This is a genomic window from Streptomyces sp. NBC_00989, from assembly GCF_045162655.1.
Lineage (GTDB): Bacteria > Actinomycetota > Actinomycetes > Streptomycetales > Streptomycetaceae > Streptomyces.
Window position 1 is genome coordinate 5043408 of sequence record NZ_CP108728.1, and the last position, 14755, is coordinate 5058162.

Below are 14755 nucleotides of genomic sequence, written 5' to 3' on the forward strand. Positions count from 1 at the left end.
TGCTCCGTACCGTACTTACTTCGCCGCGTCCGCCGCCTTCACGAGCGCACTCTTGGTGACCGCCCCGACGTACACCTTGCCGTCGTCCGTGACCAGGGCGTTGACCAGCCGGGTGGAGAACACCGTGCCCTTGCCGAAGTCGCCCTTCACCTGGTCGCCGAGCGAGCCGAGGAAGCCACCGAGGTCGCCGCCACCGGCCGAGGAGCCGGACGGCACACCCTCGCCGCCGGTGTCGAACGTGGCGATGGAGTTCCAGCCCTTGCCGAGGACGGTGAGGTCATCGAGACCCTTGCCGAAGTCCTCGTCGGCCTTGCCGGCCTTGCCGGAGTGGTCCGGAGTCGGGACCGCCTCCGTGGCGCTGTCCTCCGTGGTGACCTTCGCGCCCTTGGGCGTCTTGAAGTCGAAGGTCGAGGCGGCCGGCTTGGCGAGGCTGAGCTGAGTGAAGCCGACGTCGACGACGGCCGCGCCGCCGCTCGCCGGGGTGAGCGTGAACTTGAGCGGCAGGCCCGTCTTCGCGTCCACCGCGATGCTGATCGCGCCGACCGTCGTACCGGACTGCTTGGGCTTGATCAGCAGCTTGTAGGCGTCGCGGCCCGCGACGTGCTCGGTGCCGTCGACCGTGACGGACGTCGTGTCGTCGACCGACTTCAGTGCCTCGTCGGTGAGGCCCTTGGGCGTGGCCCGGGTCTCGTCGCTCTTCGAGGTGTCGGCGGCGGTCGTGCCGTGGAAGACCTCGTTCGACGCGCTGTCGTAGCCCCAGACGTCCTTGCCGTTGTGGATGAGGCTGTACTCCGCCGCGTTCTCCAGCAGGGAGACCTTCTGCTTGTCGGGGCCGTCGGCCGCGACGCGCAGGGTGTGGGTGCCGCTGGCCAGCTCGGTGAGCTTGGTGGTCGGGTCGGCGGAGGAGCCGTCGCCGGACTTCGTGGCGCCGGACATCAGGCTGCTCTCCAGGCCGCCGAGGTCGGGCAGGCCCAGGTCGGTGCTGATCTTCACGGTGCCGGACAGCCGCTGGACGTCCGACTTGGCGATCTTGTCGATGAGCTGTTGTGCGGTGACCTTGGGAAGGTTCGGGTCGCCGGAGTCGGCGAGCGCCGGGACCAGTCCGATGGTCGCGGCCGCCACCCCCACCACGGTGACCGGGACGATGTACCGCGCCGCCCTGCGCCGCCCGGACCGGAGCTCGTCGCGCTCTCCGGCGTCCGTGCTGTCGTCGGTTTCGTACGGTGCCATGTCTGCCTTACCTCCGTCGTCGGCGGCGGCTAGTCCGTCGTGCACTCGTCCCACCCTGAGCCGCCATTCTCACCCGAATCGGTGAGGAGTGGTGTTTTCCGTGTTCTCCATCTGACCAAATCGGCGGGAGATAAGCGTCAGACCCGGGAGCCAACTCCGCGTACGCCTGGGGTATGACACACGGAGGCGGCGCCTCCCCAAAACCCTTAGGGGAAGACGCCGCCTCCGTACGGCAGTTGTTCAGGACCTCTTGCTCAGGGCTTCTTGCCCGGGGCCTCAGCCCGCGCGGTGCACCACCGCGTCGCACATCTCCAGGAGGGCGACCTTCGCGTCGCACTCGGGGAGCGGGGCGAGGGCCGCACGGGCGTCCTCCACGTACCGGACGGTGTCGCGGCGGGCCTGCTCCAGGGCGGGGTGGGCGCGGAGCCGGGAGAGGGCCTCGGCGAGCCGGGCGTCGTCCGTGAGGTCGGAGTCGAGCAGTTCGCACAGGGCGATGTCCTCGGCGAGACCGAGGCGGTCCGCCCGCTCCCGGAGCCGCAGCACCGGCAGCGTGGGGATGCCCTCGCGCAGGTCCGTGCCCGGGGTCTTGCCGGACTCGTGTCCGTCGGAGGCGATGTCCAGGACGTCGTCGGCGAGCTGGAAGGCGACGCCGAGCCGCTCGCCGTACTGGGTGAGGACGTCCACGACCGTGTCGTCGCAGCCGGCCATCATCGAGCCGAAGCGGCACGCGACGGCGACCAGGGAGCCGGTCTTGCCGCCGAGCACGTCGAGGTAGTGCTCGACCGGGTCGCGCCCGTCGGACGGACCGGCGGTCTCCAGGATCTGACCGGTGACCAGCCGTTCGAACGCCTCGGCCTGCACCCGCACCGCCTCGGGGCCGAGGTCGGCCAGGGTGTGCGACGCGCGCGCGAAGAGGAAGTCGCCGGTGAGGACCGCGACCGAGTTGCCCCAGCGGGTGTTGGCGCTCTCCACGCCGCGCCGCACGGTCGCCTCGTCCATGACGTCGTCGTGGTACAGCGTGGCGAGGTGGGTCAGCTCGACGACGACCGCCGAGGGCACGACACCCGGCGCGTAGGGGTCGCCGAACTGCGCGGCGAGCATCACGAGGAGCGGCCTGAACCGCTTCCCGCCCGCGCGCACGAGGTGCTGGGCGGCCTCCGTGATGAAGGGGACCTCGCTCTTGGTGGCTTCGAGCAGACCCTCCTCGACTGCCGCCAATCCGGCCTGGACATCGGCTTCCAGAGCCTGGTCCCGCACGCTCAGCCCGAACGGCCCGACGACGGTCACGAGGGGTCTCCTGTCTGCTGGTGTCCCTGGGCGGTCACACGGTTTGTCGATAGGTCGCTGGCATCACTCAAGTCAGCGTATCCGGTCAGCTTTCGATCACCCATGCCGCCCACCCCGTCCAGCAGGGGCGGTATCGGATCACGACCGGTATGTTTTCGATCACCTGATAAGAACGGATATTTATCGACTTACGCGGAAGTAGTGGATCGTGTCCCGAACCGCACTGGAAGCCGAACCCGACGACCAACCGCCCCCCGAGGACGACCACGCCTTCTTCGGCCAGCCCAAGGGGCTGCTCACGCTCTCCGGGCTTGAGGTCTGGGAGCGTTTCTCGTTCCTCGGCATGCAGGCCATCCTCGTCCTCTACTTCGCGGATACCGTCGCGCACGGCGGCATGGGCATGTCGTCCGGAACGGCCGCGTCCGTGTCGGCAGCCTACGGAACGCTGGTCTATCTCGTCTCGGTCGCGGGCGGCTGGCTCGCCGACCGCATCCTCGGCTCGTACCGCGCGGTGCTGTGGGGCGGCGTCCTGATCGCCTGCGGGCACTACGCGATGGCGGTCCCCACCGCCACGATGACCTGGGTGGGCCTCGGCCTGATCAGCGCCGGCACCGGCCTGCTCAAGCCCAACGTGGCCACCATGGTCGGCAAGCTCTACCGCACCGACGACGAGCGCCGGGACGCCGGTTTCGCGCTCTATTACATGGCGATCAACATCGGCGCCTTCGCGGGCCCGCTGATCACCGGCTGGCTCGGCGACCACGAGGGCTGGCACTGGGGCTTCTCGGCGGCCGCGGTCGGCATGACCTTCGGGCTCATCCAGTACGTCGCCGGGCGCCGTCACCTGGCCGGTCGCAGGAACACCGCGGAGTTCGCACTGGCTCCGGACGCGCTGCGCCGCGCGGTGCGCCTCATCGTCGTAGGGATCCTGGTCGCCGCCGTGCTCGCGACCGGACTGGCACTCGCCGGCTGGCTCACGATGGGCCGCTTCGTCGACCTGCTCACGGTCATCTCCGTGATCGCGCCGGTCGTGTACTTCGCGGTGATGTTCATGAGCCCGCGCGTGAGCCCCGAGGAACGCGGCCGACTGCGCCCGTACATCGTGCTGTTCCTGGCCTCGACGGTCTTCAACTTCATTCTCTTCCAGGCCTATTCGACGATGATGCTGCTGGCCGCGTCGAACGCCGAGACGACGATCCTCGGCTTCGACTTCCCCGCGAGCTGGTACGCGTCCGCGCTCGGCGCCTTCGAGGTCGGGCTCGCGCCCGTGGTCGCCGCGCTCTGGGTCCGCATGGGCCGCCGCCAGCCGCACGCCTCCAACAAGATCGCGATCGGCGTCGTACTGGGCGGCCTGTCGTTCCTGCTGATGGTCCTGCCGACCAGCGGGCACAGCGGCGACGCCTACCGCATGTCGGCCTGGTGGATCGTCGGTTCGTACTTCCTGCTCGGCCTCGGCGACATCCTCCTGGAGACCTCCGGCATGTCGGCCACCACGAAGCTCGCCCCGGCCGCCTTCTCCAGCCAGACCATGTCCCTCTGGTTCCTGTCCCTCGCCCTCGCGAACGGCATCCAGGCCCAGACGGTGAAGCTCTACGACGACGTCTCCAAACCGGCCTACTTCGGCGTCAACGGCGCGATCGCGGTGGCCGCGGGCCTCGCGGTGATGGCCGCCGCGCCATGGCTGCGCCGCACGATGCACCCGGTCCACTGAAGCCAACGGAGCCCCAGGGGTCACGTCATGCACATCCGAACCTCCTTCCCCTACGAGACGGCCCACGAGGACCTCCGTATCCCGCTGCCCGACGGAACACGCCTCTACGCGCGCGTGTGGCGCCCGGTGACGGACGAACCCGTCCCGGCGCTCCTCGAGTACCTCCCGTACCGCCTGACCGACTGGACGGCGCCCCGCGACGCCCAGCGCCACCCCTGGTACGCGGGCCACGGCTACGCCTCCGTCCGGGTCGACGTGCGCGGGCACGGCAACAGCGAGGGCGCGCCCGGCGACGAGTACGACGCGCAGGAACTCGCCGACGGCGTCGAGGTGGTCAACTGGCTTGCCGCGCAGCCCTGGTGCACCGGCAAGGTCGGGATGTTCGGCATCTCCTGGGGCGGCTTCAACTCCCTCCAGATCGCGGCCCTCGCGCCCGAGCCGCTCAAGGCGATCGTCACGGTCTGCTCGACGGACGACCGCTACGACAACGACGTGCACTACATGGGAGGTTCCGCCCTCGCGGTCGACCTGCACGCCTGGGCGGCCACCATGCTCGCCTTCGTCGCCCGCCCGCCCGACCCCGAGTACGCGGGCCTCGTCTGGCGCGACCTGTGGCTCAAGCGCCTGGAACGGATCGACCCGTTCATCCACACCTGGCTCGCCCACCAGATCCGCGACGACTACTGGAAGCACGGCAGCGTCTGCGAGGACTACGGCGCGATCGACGCGGCCGTCCTCGCGGTGGGCGGCTGGCACGACCCGTACCGCGACACGGTGCTGCGGCTCGCCGAACACCTCCCGCCGGACCGCGTACGCGGCCTGATCGGCCCCTGGTCGCACCAGTACCCGGACCGCGGCCTGCCGCCGGGCCCCGCGATCGGCTTCCTCCAGGAGACCCTCCGCTGGTGGGACCACTGGCTGAAGGGCGAGGACACCGGCGTCATGGCCGACCCGCTCCTACGGGCCTACGTCAGCGACTCGCACCCTCCGGCCACGGTCTACGACACCCTGCCGGGCCGTTGGGTCGGCGAGCCCGCGTGGCCCTCGCCGCACGTGAAGACGACGACGTACGGCCTCCGGGGCGCCCCCGTGATCGTCGGCTCCCCCATGCACACGGGCGTGGACGCGGGCCGTTTCTTCCCCTTCGGGAACGACGCCGACCTGCCGCCGGACCAGCGGGACGAGGACGCGCGGTCGGCGTGCTTCGAGTTCGAGGTGCCGGCCGAGACATGGGTGCTGGGGCGGCCGAGGGTGCGGCTGCGGCTGACCTGCGCGGTGCCGCGCGGGCAGGTGATCGCCCGGCTGTGCGATGTCGCCCCGGACGGCGCCTCGACCCTGGTCACCCGAGGGGTGCTGAACCTGTCGGCGCGGCACGGGCGGGACCGGGCGGTGCCGTGGACGCCGGGCACCACCGAGGACGTGACCTTCGAGCTGAACGGCATCGGGCACGCGTTCCCGCCCGGGCACCGCATCCGGCTCGCGGTGTCGTCGGCGTACTGGCCGTGGATCTGGCCGCAGCCGGAGTCGGCGGCGGGGTTCACGCTGGACCCGGAGGGGAGCGCGCTCGAACTCCCGGTGCGGGAGCAGGAGTTGACCTCCGGTATTCGTTTCGACGAACCCGAGGAGGCCGAGCCGCTCGGGGTCAACTACCCGGCCACGCTGGACGAACCGCGCCCCGAGCGGCTGGTCGTACGGGATGTCGCGAAGGGCGAGTGGCGGCTGGAGGTGGACCCCCGGTACGGCGGCACGCGCGTGTACCCGGACGGTCTCGAGTTCACCGAGGACGCGCTGGAGACGTACACGATCGACGAGTCGGATCCGCTGTCGGCCCGTGCGCGGTCCGACTGGTCGATCCGGTTGCACCGGCCGGAGCTGGGGTGGGACACGACCGTGCGGACGCGCTCCGAGATTACTTGCGACGAAACGGACTTTATTACCTCCAATGAGGTCATCTGCACCGAGGGCGACGAGGTGATCTTTCACCGGACATGGGAGAAAAGGATTCCGAGAACTGCCAGTTGAGGTTGAATGCCCGATTTGCCGTTCTTAATCCTCCCGTGAGTTGGGTCACGCGTTTCTGTGCGTGACCTGTGTCCTGGTCTGCCCGCGTTTTCCCTTACGGCATTTGACAGTTGACCCTTGGCTCGCGCAAAGGATCAAGTGCCCCATACGCCTCAGACCAAGGTCAATAGGGGTTAGGTGTGATTCCGCCACTTGTTCCGGACATGTGCTCTCGCATACGTTCCCGGCCTGTCGAGCGGAACGCCGAATCCTGCCGCCGCCCGGCATCCCAGTCACGAACTTCTCGCACGGCAGGAGCGGGGGAACCAGGTAAGTCGCCGGACCGGTCGTCGCGACCGGAACGGCTTGGGGTTAAGTCACGTCCGCGAGGGCGTGGCCGGGCACCTCCCAGCCCGAACCCGACAGCTCACCTCGCAGGCGACGGAGAGGAACCTCGTCATGCCTGCAACCGCTCAGTCCCGCCGCGCCCGCCTCGTCCGCCGCCTCGTCGTCGCCGGCACGGGTACCGCGATACTCGCCCTGCCGATCGTCGGTGCGACCACCGCGTCCGCGGCCACCACGTCGACCACCGCCGCCTCGACCACGCTCGCCGGGTACCCCAACACCCTTGACGGGTGGATCCGGGAGTCGCTCGCGATCATGGCGCAGAAGGGGATTCCGGGGACGTACAACGGGATCTACCGCAACGTGATCCGTGAGTCCTCCGGCAACCAGTACGCGATCAACAACTGGGACTCCAACGCGGCGGCCGGTACGCCGTCGAAGGGGCTGCTCCAGGTGATCGACCCGACGTTCAACGCGTATCACGTGGCCGGGACTTCGTTTGACCCGTACGACCCGGTTGCGAACATCACGGCTGCTTGCAACTACGCGGCGGCGGTGTACGGGTCGATCGACAACGTTTACGGGGCTTACTAGAAACTGTTGGATCAGCCACGACGGGTTGTTTGTTGGCTCTCGCACCGTCGTGGCTGATCGCGCCCGCGCGGCGGAGCCGCAAATAGACACAGCCCCGCGCCCCTGAATGCGCCCCTTCGGGGCCATTCATAGCTCAGCTGAAGAGTCTTTCAAGTACCAGCGCGATTCCGTCGTCCTCGTTCGAGGACGTCACCTCGTCCGCCACCGCCTTGAGTTCGGGATGAGCGTTGGCCATCGCCACTCCATGCGCTGCCCAGTCGAACATCGGGATGTCGTTCGGCATGTCGCCGAAGGCGATGGTGTCGGACGGGGTCAGGCCCAAGTGGCGGGCGGCCAGGGCCAGGCCCGTCGCCTTGGTGATGCCGAGTGGCTGGAGTTCGACGGTGCCGGGGCCCGACATGGTGACCGAGGCCAGGGAACCGACCACCGAACGCGCCGTGGACGCCAACTCGTCGTCCGCCAGGGCGGGGTGACGGAGCAGCACCTTGCTGATGGGTTCGCACCAGAGGTCGTCGCGTCGGCCCACCCGTACCGCGGGGAGCGTGGGGTGCGGCATCAGGTAGCCGGGCTCGATCAGGGTGAGGCCGTCCACGCCGTCCTGGTCGACCGCCGCGTACACCTGACCCACCTCCGCCTCGATCTTGCCGAGCGCGGTCTCCGCCAACTCCCGGTCCAGGGTGACCGACCAGAGCAGACGGTCCGCGCCGGCGTCGTACAACTGCGCGCCCTGTCCGCACACCGCGAGCCCCCTGCTGCCGAGGTCGTCGAGGAGCGGTCGCACCCTCGGGGCGGGCCTGCCGGTGACGACGAGGTGCCGGGCACCCGCCGCCGCCACCCGCCGCAGTGCGGCGAGGGACCGGTCGGAGAGTGTGTCGTCGCCGCGCAGCAGCGTCCCGTCCAGGTCGGTGGCGATCAGTGCATATGCGAGGGGTGCGGCCATGATCAGAGAATACGGATGGAACGCCCCACCGACTCGACACGAACCGGACGGCTCCTGCCTTCACATCCGTTGACCCGTGTTCCGGTTGGTTTGACATTTACGACCGTTATGCCGACTCCCGTACCACCAGTTCCGTAGGCAGAATCACGCCCGCCGTGTCCTCGCCGGCGATCTGGGCCAGCAGCATCCTCACCATTTCGGCGCTGATGCGGTCGTAGGGCTGGCGCATGGTCGTGAGGGCCGGGGTGATGGAGGTGGCCGCCGCCGAGTCGTCGAAGCCTCCGACAGCGATGTCATCCGGGACCGAACGGCCTGATTGCTGAAGGGTGTTGACGACTCCCAGGGCCATCAGGTCCGAGGCCACGAAGACCGCGTCTATGTCGGGGGCCTGGGTGAGGAGTCTGCGGGCCGCTTCCTCGCCGCCCGTGCGGCGGTAGTCGCCCTCCACGACGAGGTTCGGGTCGTGGGGCAGGCCTGCCTCCGTGAGGACGTCCCGGTAACCCGCCAGCCGGTCGGGGCCGCCCGGTGCGTCGAGCGGGCCGGTGACCATGGCGATGCGGCGGCGGCCCGCGGCGATGAGGTGGCGGACCATCTCCTGGGCGCCGTCGCGGTCGGCGGCGGCGACGTAGCTGTACTTGGAGGCGGTGCCGAGCGGCTTGCCGCAGGCCACCAACGGGATGCCCGCGTCGCGGAGTTCGGCCGCCACCGGGTCGCCGCTGTGGTTGGAGACGAGGAGGACACCGTCCACGTGGCCCGAGGTGATGTACCGGGTCAGGCGGCGGCGCTCGTCCTTCGACGAGGCCAGCATCAGCAGCAGCGGGATGTCGTGGCGGGCCAGGTGTTCGGTGCAACCCCGCAGCAGGACATTGAAGTTGGGGTCCTCGAAGAACTTCTCCTGCGGCTCGGTGAGGAGGAACGCCACCGAGTCCGACCGTCCGGTGCTCAGGGAACGGGCGTGCCGGTTGACGACGTAGCCCGTCTTCCTGATCGCCGTCTCCACCGCGGTGCGCGCGGCGGGCGAGACGTAGTGTCCGCCGTTCAGGAACCGGGAGACGGTCCCCCGGGAGACCCCTGCCTCCCGGGCCACGTCGTGGATGGTGGGCGGTTTGCGGCGTCCGTTCGGACTGGTGGTCATGTTCCTCGTTCTGCCCGTTCGGGTGCGGTGGGGGGAGGTAGGGCTTCGGGTTCGCTCAGTGCCTGCGCCTCACGCCTTGACCGACCCGCTCAGCAGGTCCAGTGACCAGAAGCGCTGGATGACCAGGAACAGCGCGATCAGCGGCAGGATCGCGAGGAAGCAGCCCATGATGACCAGGGTGTAGAGCGCGGGTTGCGAGGCGCCCTGGTTGAGCAGGGTGTAAAGGCCCAGCGTGAGCGGGAACTTGGTGTCGTCCGCGAGCATCACGTACGGCAGCAGGAAGTTGTTCCAGATGCCGACGAACTGGAACAGGAACACCGTGATGAGCCCCGGCATCATCATCGGCACCGCGATCCGCGAGAAGATCCGCCACTCGCTCGCGCCGTCCATGCGGGCGGCTTCGAGGAGTTCGGCGGGCACGGAGGCGGCCGCGTAGATACGGACGAGGTAGACGCCGTAGGGAGAGAGGATCGACGGCAGGAGCATCGACCAGTACGAGTCGGCCAGGCCCAGCTTCGACAGGAGGAGGTACTGGGGGACGGTCAGCACGATGCTCGGGACGAGGACGCCGGCCAGCATCAGCTTGAAGACGAACTCCCGTCCCTTGAAGGCGAATCGGCCCAGTGCGTAGCCGCCGGCGGCCGAGACCGCGGCCGACAGCAGGGCGCCGCCGCCCGCGTAGAAGAGGGAGTTGAGCATCCACTCCCAGTAGATGCCGTCCCGGTAGGAGCTCAGCTGCTTGAGGTTGTCGAGGAAGCCGGTGCCGGGGGCGAAGGTGAACGTGGAGAACAGTTCGCCGCGGCCCTTGCTCGCCGCGATGACCACCCAGACCACGGGGATCAGGCAGTACAGCGCCCCGAGGATCAGCACCAGGGTGGGCACCCAGGCGGTGCGCTTCGGCTTGCCGATGCCCGGGCGGGCGTCGGTGGCGGTGAGGGTGAGGGGGGTCATGCCCGGTCCTCCCGGGTGTAGCGGTCGGAGACGCGCAGCAGCGTGAAGGAGAGCGCGAAGGTCGCCAGGGCCAGCACCACGGCGGTGGCGGAGGCGCCGTAGATGTCCGACCTGAGGAAGGCGGCGTCGTAGATGGCCATCAGCGGACTCCAGGAACTGGAGAGGCCGTTGGTCAGCGGCTTGAGCGCCATGGGCTCGGTGAAGACCTGGAGCGTGGCGATGACCGAGAAGAAGAACGTGAGCACCAGCGACGGCATCACGATCGGGATCTTGATCCGCAGGGCGATCTTCAGGTCGGACGCGCCGTCGATGCGGGCGGCCTCGTAGATCTCCTGCGGGATCGAGCGCAGGGCCGTGTAGATGACGATCATGTTGAAGCCCGTGCCGCCCCACACCGCGATGTTCGCGAAGGACAGGTACAGGTTGCCGCCGTCGAACAGGTCCGGCTGCGGCAGGTTGAACTCCCGCAGCAGGTAGTAGAAGGGGCTGACCGTCGGCAGGTACAGGAAGCCCCACATCAGGGCGGCGATGATGCCGGGCACGGCGTACGGCAGGAAGATCGCGAGGCGCGCGAACTTGGCGCTGCGTGCCTGCGGGGTGTCCAGCATCAGCGCGAAGACCAGCGCCAGACCGAGCATCGTGGGGATGACGATCAGGCCGTAGCCGAAGGCGCGCAGGACGCTGTGGCCGAACTCGGAGTCGTTGAGGACGTCGGTGTAGTTGCCCAGGCCGTTCCAGACCTGCTGGCGGGCGCCCTTGCCGAGGCCGATGCCCTTGACCTGGACCTTGTGGAGGCTGAGCCACACCGCGTACCCGATCGGTACGACGGTGAAGGCGGCGAACAGGAGCACGGCCGGTACGAGGAACCAGTACGGCGCGCTGCGGCCACGGCGACGGAGGCGGCGGGGGCGGACGGAGGTGGCGGTGCCGTCCGCCAAGGGTCCGGCCGTCAGCCGGTCGGAGCCCTTGAGCGGAGTGCTGGTCATGCCTCGGTCACCTTGAAGCCCTGCTTCTTCATGTCGGTGAAGGTCTTCGACTGCATGGTGGCGAGCGCGGTGTCGAACTGGGCGGCCTTCTTCGCCTTGGTGGCCGTGCCGAAGGCGTCGCTGAAGGTGTCGTAGGCGACCTGCACGTTCGGGCCCCAGGCGGAAGCGGCCGTGGTGGCGGCGATCTTGGCGGCCGTGTCGTAGAAGTCGGTCTGGTTCGGGAAGAACTCCGGCGTGGTGAGGATCGAGCCGGACTGGCCCTTGGTGGCCGCCGGGTAGATGCCCGCCTCCTTGACCAGGGCGGCCAGCGCCTCCGGGTCGGTGTTCAGCCAGTTCGCGAACTTGGTCGCGGCCTCGGCGTGCTTGGAGTCGGTGGAGACACCCGTGGAGGAGCCGCCCCAGCTGCCGGTGACGTCCTCGCCCGCGCTCCACTGCGGCAGCGGCGCCATCCGCCACTTGCCCTTGGTGTCGGGGGCGGAGCTGACGAGCACACCGGGCGCCCACACGGCGGAGACCCAGCCGAGGTGGGTGCCCTTGTTCAGGGCGTTGTTCCAAGCCGGCGTGTACATCGGCTGGTTGTCGATCGCGCCCTCCTGGACGAGCCCGCCCCAGAAGTCGGTGACCTTCTTCGTGGCCGCGTCGTCGATGCCGACGGTCCACTTGCCGCCGCTCTCCACGGTCCACCACTTGGCACCGGCCTGCTGCGCCAACCCCGCGAACAATCCCGGGTCGTTGGAGGAGAACGTCGTCAAGTAGGCGTCCGGGACGGCCTTCTTGGCGGCGCGGGCGGTCTTGGCGAAGTCGTCCCAGGTCGCCGGGACGGTCAGGTTGTGCTTCTTGAACAGGTCCTCGCGGTAGAAGAACATCAGCGGCCCGGAGTCCTGCGGTATCGCGTACACCGCGTCGGTGCCGAGCGTGACCATGCCCCAAAGGCCCTCGGCGAACTGGGACTTGGCGGACTTCGCGTACTTCGAGATGTCCGCGAGCACGTCGTTCGAGACCAGCGTCGGCAGCGACTGGTACTCGACCTGGATCAGGTCGGGGGCGTTGCCCGCCTTCTTCGCGGTGATCAGCTTGGAGACGATGTCCTTGCCGGCGGCCTACTTGGAGACGGTGACCGTGATGTCCGGGTTCTTCTTGTTCCAGATCGCGGCGACCTTCTCCATGTTCGGCGCCCAGGCCCAGTAGGTCAGCTTGACGGGCCCGCTGCTCTTGCCGGAGTCGTCGTCGGAACCGCCACAGGCGGCGAGGGTGCCCGTGAGGCCGACAGCTGCTGCCCCGGCAAGGATGCTGCGCCTGCTGAACTGGTGGCGGTGGATCGACATCTTCATCTCCCCTGACTGAGTGCGAGCCGGCCTCGGATGTGTCCCATCTGCGCCGCACGGCTCTGTGACCGTGCACAGTAGAGAATTGTTTCGGACCCTTGTCAATGGATGAACCCTGGGGTTACCTACTTGTTGCTGACGGATGGACGCCACAACCATCCATGTGCACGATCACAGAATCGCTTGCTTTTTAGCCGCCTCAGTCGTTGATCCCCCGGGAGTGAACCCATGCCGTCCCCCGCCCCGCACGACCGTCTGCCGCTCGCCTTCGGAGGTGACTACAACCCCGAGCAGTGGCCGCAGGAGGTCTGGGAGGAGGACGTACGGCTGATGCGGGAGGCCGGGGTCACGGCCGTCTCCCTCGGCGTCTTCTCCTGGGCCCGGATGGAGCCGCGTCCTGGCGAGTACGACTGGGAGTGGCTCGACACGGTCGTCGACTTGCTGCACTCGTCCGGGATCTCCGTGAACCTCGGCACGCCCACTGTCGTACCGCCGGCGTGGTTCTACCGCGCACACCCTGACGCGCTCCCGGTGACCCGCGAGGGCGTCCGCCTCGCCTTCGGCTCGCGGGGCGCGATATGCCACTCCAACGCCGAGTACCGGGCGGCGGCGGCCACGATCACGACGGCCCTCGCCGAGCGCTACGGCAACCATCCGGCGGTGGTGCTGTGGCACGTCCACAACGAGTACGGCGCCCCGGTCCTCGCCTGCTACTGCGACACCTGCGCGACGGCCTTCCGGGACTGGCTGCGAGTGCGCTACGGCACGCTCGGCGCCCTCAACCAGGCCTGGGGAACGGCGTTCTGGGGCCAGCAGTACGGCGACTGGGAGGAGATCACTCCGCCCCGGGCGACCCCGTCCGTATGCAATCCCACCCAGCAACTCGACTACCGCCGCTTCGCCGACGCGCAGGCCCGCGCCAACTTCTGTGCCGAGCGGGACATCCTGCACCGCCTCTCCCCCGGCGTCCCCGTCACCACCAACTTCATGGTCGCCCCGAGCCAGGGCCAGGGCGTCGACTACTGGGCCTGGGCCAAGGAGGTCGACCTCGTCACCAACGACCACTACCTGATGACGGACGGCCGCCGCACCCACGTGAACCTGGCGCTGGCGGCGGACCTGACGCGCTCGGTGGCGGGCGGCGGTCCGTGGCTGCTGCTGGAACACGCCACGTCGGGGGTCAACTGGCAGCCGTACAACCCGGCGAAGCGTCCCGGTGAGATGGCGCGGAACTCACTCGGGCACGTGGCGCGAGGCTCCGAGGGCGCGATGTTCTTCCAGTGGCGGCAGTCGCAGTCGGGGGCGGAGAAGTTCCACACGGCGATGCTGGCGAACTCCGGTACGGACAACCGGGGTTGGCGCGAGGTGACGGAACTCGGCAGCCGGGTCGCCGACTTGAGCCAGGCCGGTCTGCGCGGCACCCGGACACGCGGTGACGTGGCGATGGTGTGGTCCTGGGACTCCTGGTGGGCGCAGAGCCTGGAGTGGCGGCCGAGCCAGGACCTGGACGCGCGGGAACGGTTGGATTCGTTCTACGAGGCCCTGTACGACCGGCACTTGACGGTGGACTTCCTGCCGCCGACGGGGTTGGGGGACCTGGACCCGGAGCGGTATCCGCTGCTGGTGGTACCGCAGTTGTACGCGGCGCCGGTCGGGGTGGGGGCGGATCTGGAACGGTACGTCTCGCGGGGCGGGACGGTACTGGTCTCCTTCTTCTCCGGGATCGTCGACGAGAACGACACGCTGCATCCGGGCGCGTATCCGGGGTCGCTGCGGGACGTACTCGGGCTGACGGTCGAGGAGTTCGACCCGTTGCTGCCGGGCGAGACGGTGTCGGTCCGGGGGACGGACGGCGCGCTGTACGAGGCCGATCTGTGGTCGGAGGTCGTGGTTCCGGGTGCGGGTTGCGAGACGGTCGCGGTCTTCGCGGACGGTCGTACGGCGGGTGGGGCGGCGCTGACGCGGCACGCGGTGGGGTCGGGGGCGGCGTGGTACTTGGCGACGCGGCTGACGGGCGCCGACCTGGCCGCCGTCGTCGACCTCGCCCTCGCGGACGCGGGGATCACACCCGTCGGCTTGCCGCGCGATGTCGAACTCGTCGTACGGGAGGGCGAGTCGGGGACGTTTCGCTTCGCGGTGAACCACACCGGGAGCGAGGTGAAGGTGGTGCTGCCGGACGGGAGTCGCGCGGCGGTACCGGCGGGCGGGGTGGAGGTGTTCCGGGACCCGCGCTGACCAACTCCGTTGCCC

The 14755-nt window shown here is 69.0% G+C and carries 10 protein-coding genes, 1 pseudogene and 1 riboswitch; of the genes and pseudogenes, 4 read left to right on the forward strand and 7 right to left on the reverse strand.

Annotation, left to right across the window (positions count from 1 at the left end; translation table 11 throughout):
* Positions 1–15: 15 nt before the first annotated feature.
* The gene (locus OG714_RS22020) at positions 16–1230 is read right to left on the reverse strand and encodes a LolA family protein (RefSeq protein WP_406123356.1); all 1215 of its coding nucleotides are present in this window, start codon (positions 1228–1230) and stop codon (positions 16–18) included.
* Positions 1231–1506: 276 nt separating this feature from the next.
* Positions 1507–2517, reverse strand: a complete 1011-nt coding sequence (locus OG714_RS22025) for a polyprenyl synthetase family protein (RefSeq protein WP_406123357.1) — start codon at positions 2515–2517, stop codon at positions 1507–1509.
* A 208-nt stretch (positions 2518–2725) separates the two neighbouring features.
* Between OG714_RS22025 and OG714_RS22030 the strand changes: the two genes are divergently transcribed.
* The 3 genes from OG714_RS22030 (at position 2726) to OG714_RS22040 (ending at position 7168) form a co-directional block, all read left to right on the forward strand.
* The gene (locus tag OG714_RS22030) at positions 2726–4228 is read left to right on the forward strand and encodes a peptide MFS transporter (protein WP_406123358.1); all 1503 of its coding nucleotides are present in this window, start codon (positions 2726–2728) and stop codon (positions 4226–4228) included.
* A gap of 27 nt (positions 4229–4255) precedes the next feature.
* Positions 4256–6250, forward strand: coding sequence for a CocE/NonD family hydrolase (locus tag OG714_RS22035; protein ID WP_406123360.1), 1995 nt, complete (start codon positions 4256–4258; stop codon positions 6248–6250).
* A 231-nt stretch (positions 6251–6481) separates the two neighbouring features.
* A riboswitch (cyclic di-AMP (ydaO/yuaA leader) is annotated at positions 6482–6683 on the forward strand.
* Positions 6684–6688: 5 nt separating this feature from the next.
* Entirely contained in the window at positions 6689–7168 is a 480-nt protein-coding gene (locus OG714_RS22040) for a transglycosylase SLT domain-containing protein (RefSeq protein WP_406123362.1), read from the forward strand.
* Between the two features lie 133 nt (positions 7169–7301).
* Here the strand turns inward: OG714_RS22040 and OG714_RS22045 are convergent, their stop codons facing one another.
* The 5 genes and pseudogenes from OG714_RS22045 to OG714_RS22065 form a co-directional block, all read right to left on the reverse strand.
* Positions 7302–8108 carry an HAD family hydrolase gene (locus OG714_RS22045; RefSeq protein WP_406123363.1) on the reverse strand — a complete coding sequence of 269 codons (807 nt, stop codon included), beginning with the start codon at positions 8106–8108 and terminating at the stop codon, positions 7302–7304.
* Between the two features lie 106 nt (positions 8109–8214).
* Positions 8215–9243: a LacI family DNA-binding transcriptional regulator gene (locus tag OG714_RS22050; RefSeq protein WP_406123365.1), complete on the reverse strand. Its 1029-nt coding sequence runs from the start codon at positions 9241–9243 to the stop codon at positions 8215–8217.
* 69 nt (positions 9244–9312) lie between these two features.
* Complete coding sequence (locus tag OG714_RS22055; RefSeq protein ID WP_406123367.1) at positions 9313–10194, reverse strand: carbohydrate ABC transporter permease; 882 nt, start codon at positions 10192–10194, stop codon at positions 9313–9315.
* Entirely contained in the window at positions 10191–11180 is a 990-nt protein-coding gene (locus OG714_RS22060) for a carbohydrate ABC transporter permease (protein WP_406123369.1), read from the reverse strand. The genes OG714_RS22055 and OG714_RS22060 overlap by 4 nt, the downstream gene beginning before the upstream one ends.
* Positions 11177–12511 (reverse strand): annotated as a pseudogene (locus OG714_RS22065) (ABC transporter substrate-binding protein). Before OG714_RS22065 ends, OG714_RS22060 begins: the two are co-directional and overlap by 4 nt.
* 222 nt (positions 12512–12733) lie before the next feature.
* On the opposite strand from OG714_RS22065, the gene OG714_RS22070 reads away from it, so the two are divergent.
* Complete coding sequence (locus tag OG714_RS22070; RefSeq protein WP_406123371.1) at positions 12734–14740, forward strand: beta-galactosidase; 2007 nt, start codon at positions 12734–12736, stop codon at positions 14738–14740.
* Positions 14741–14755: the final 15 nt, after the last annotated feature.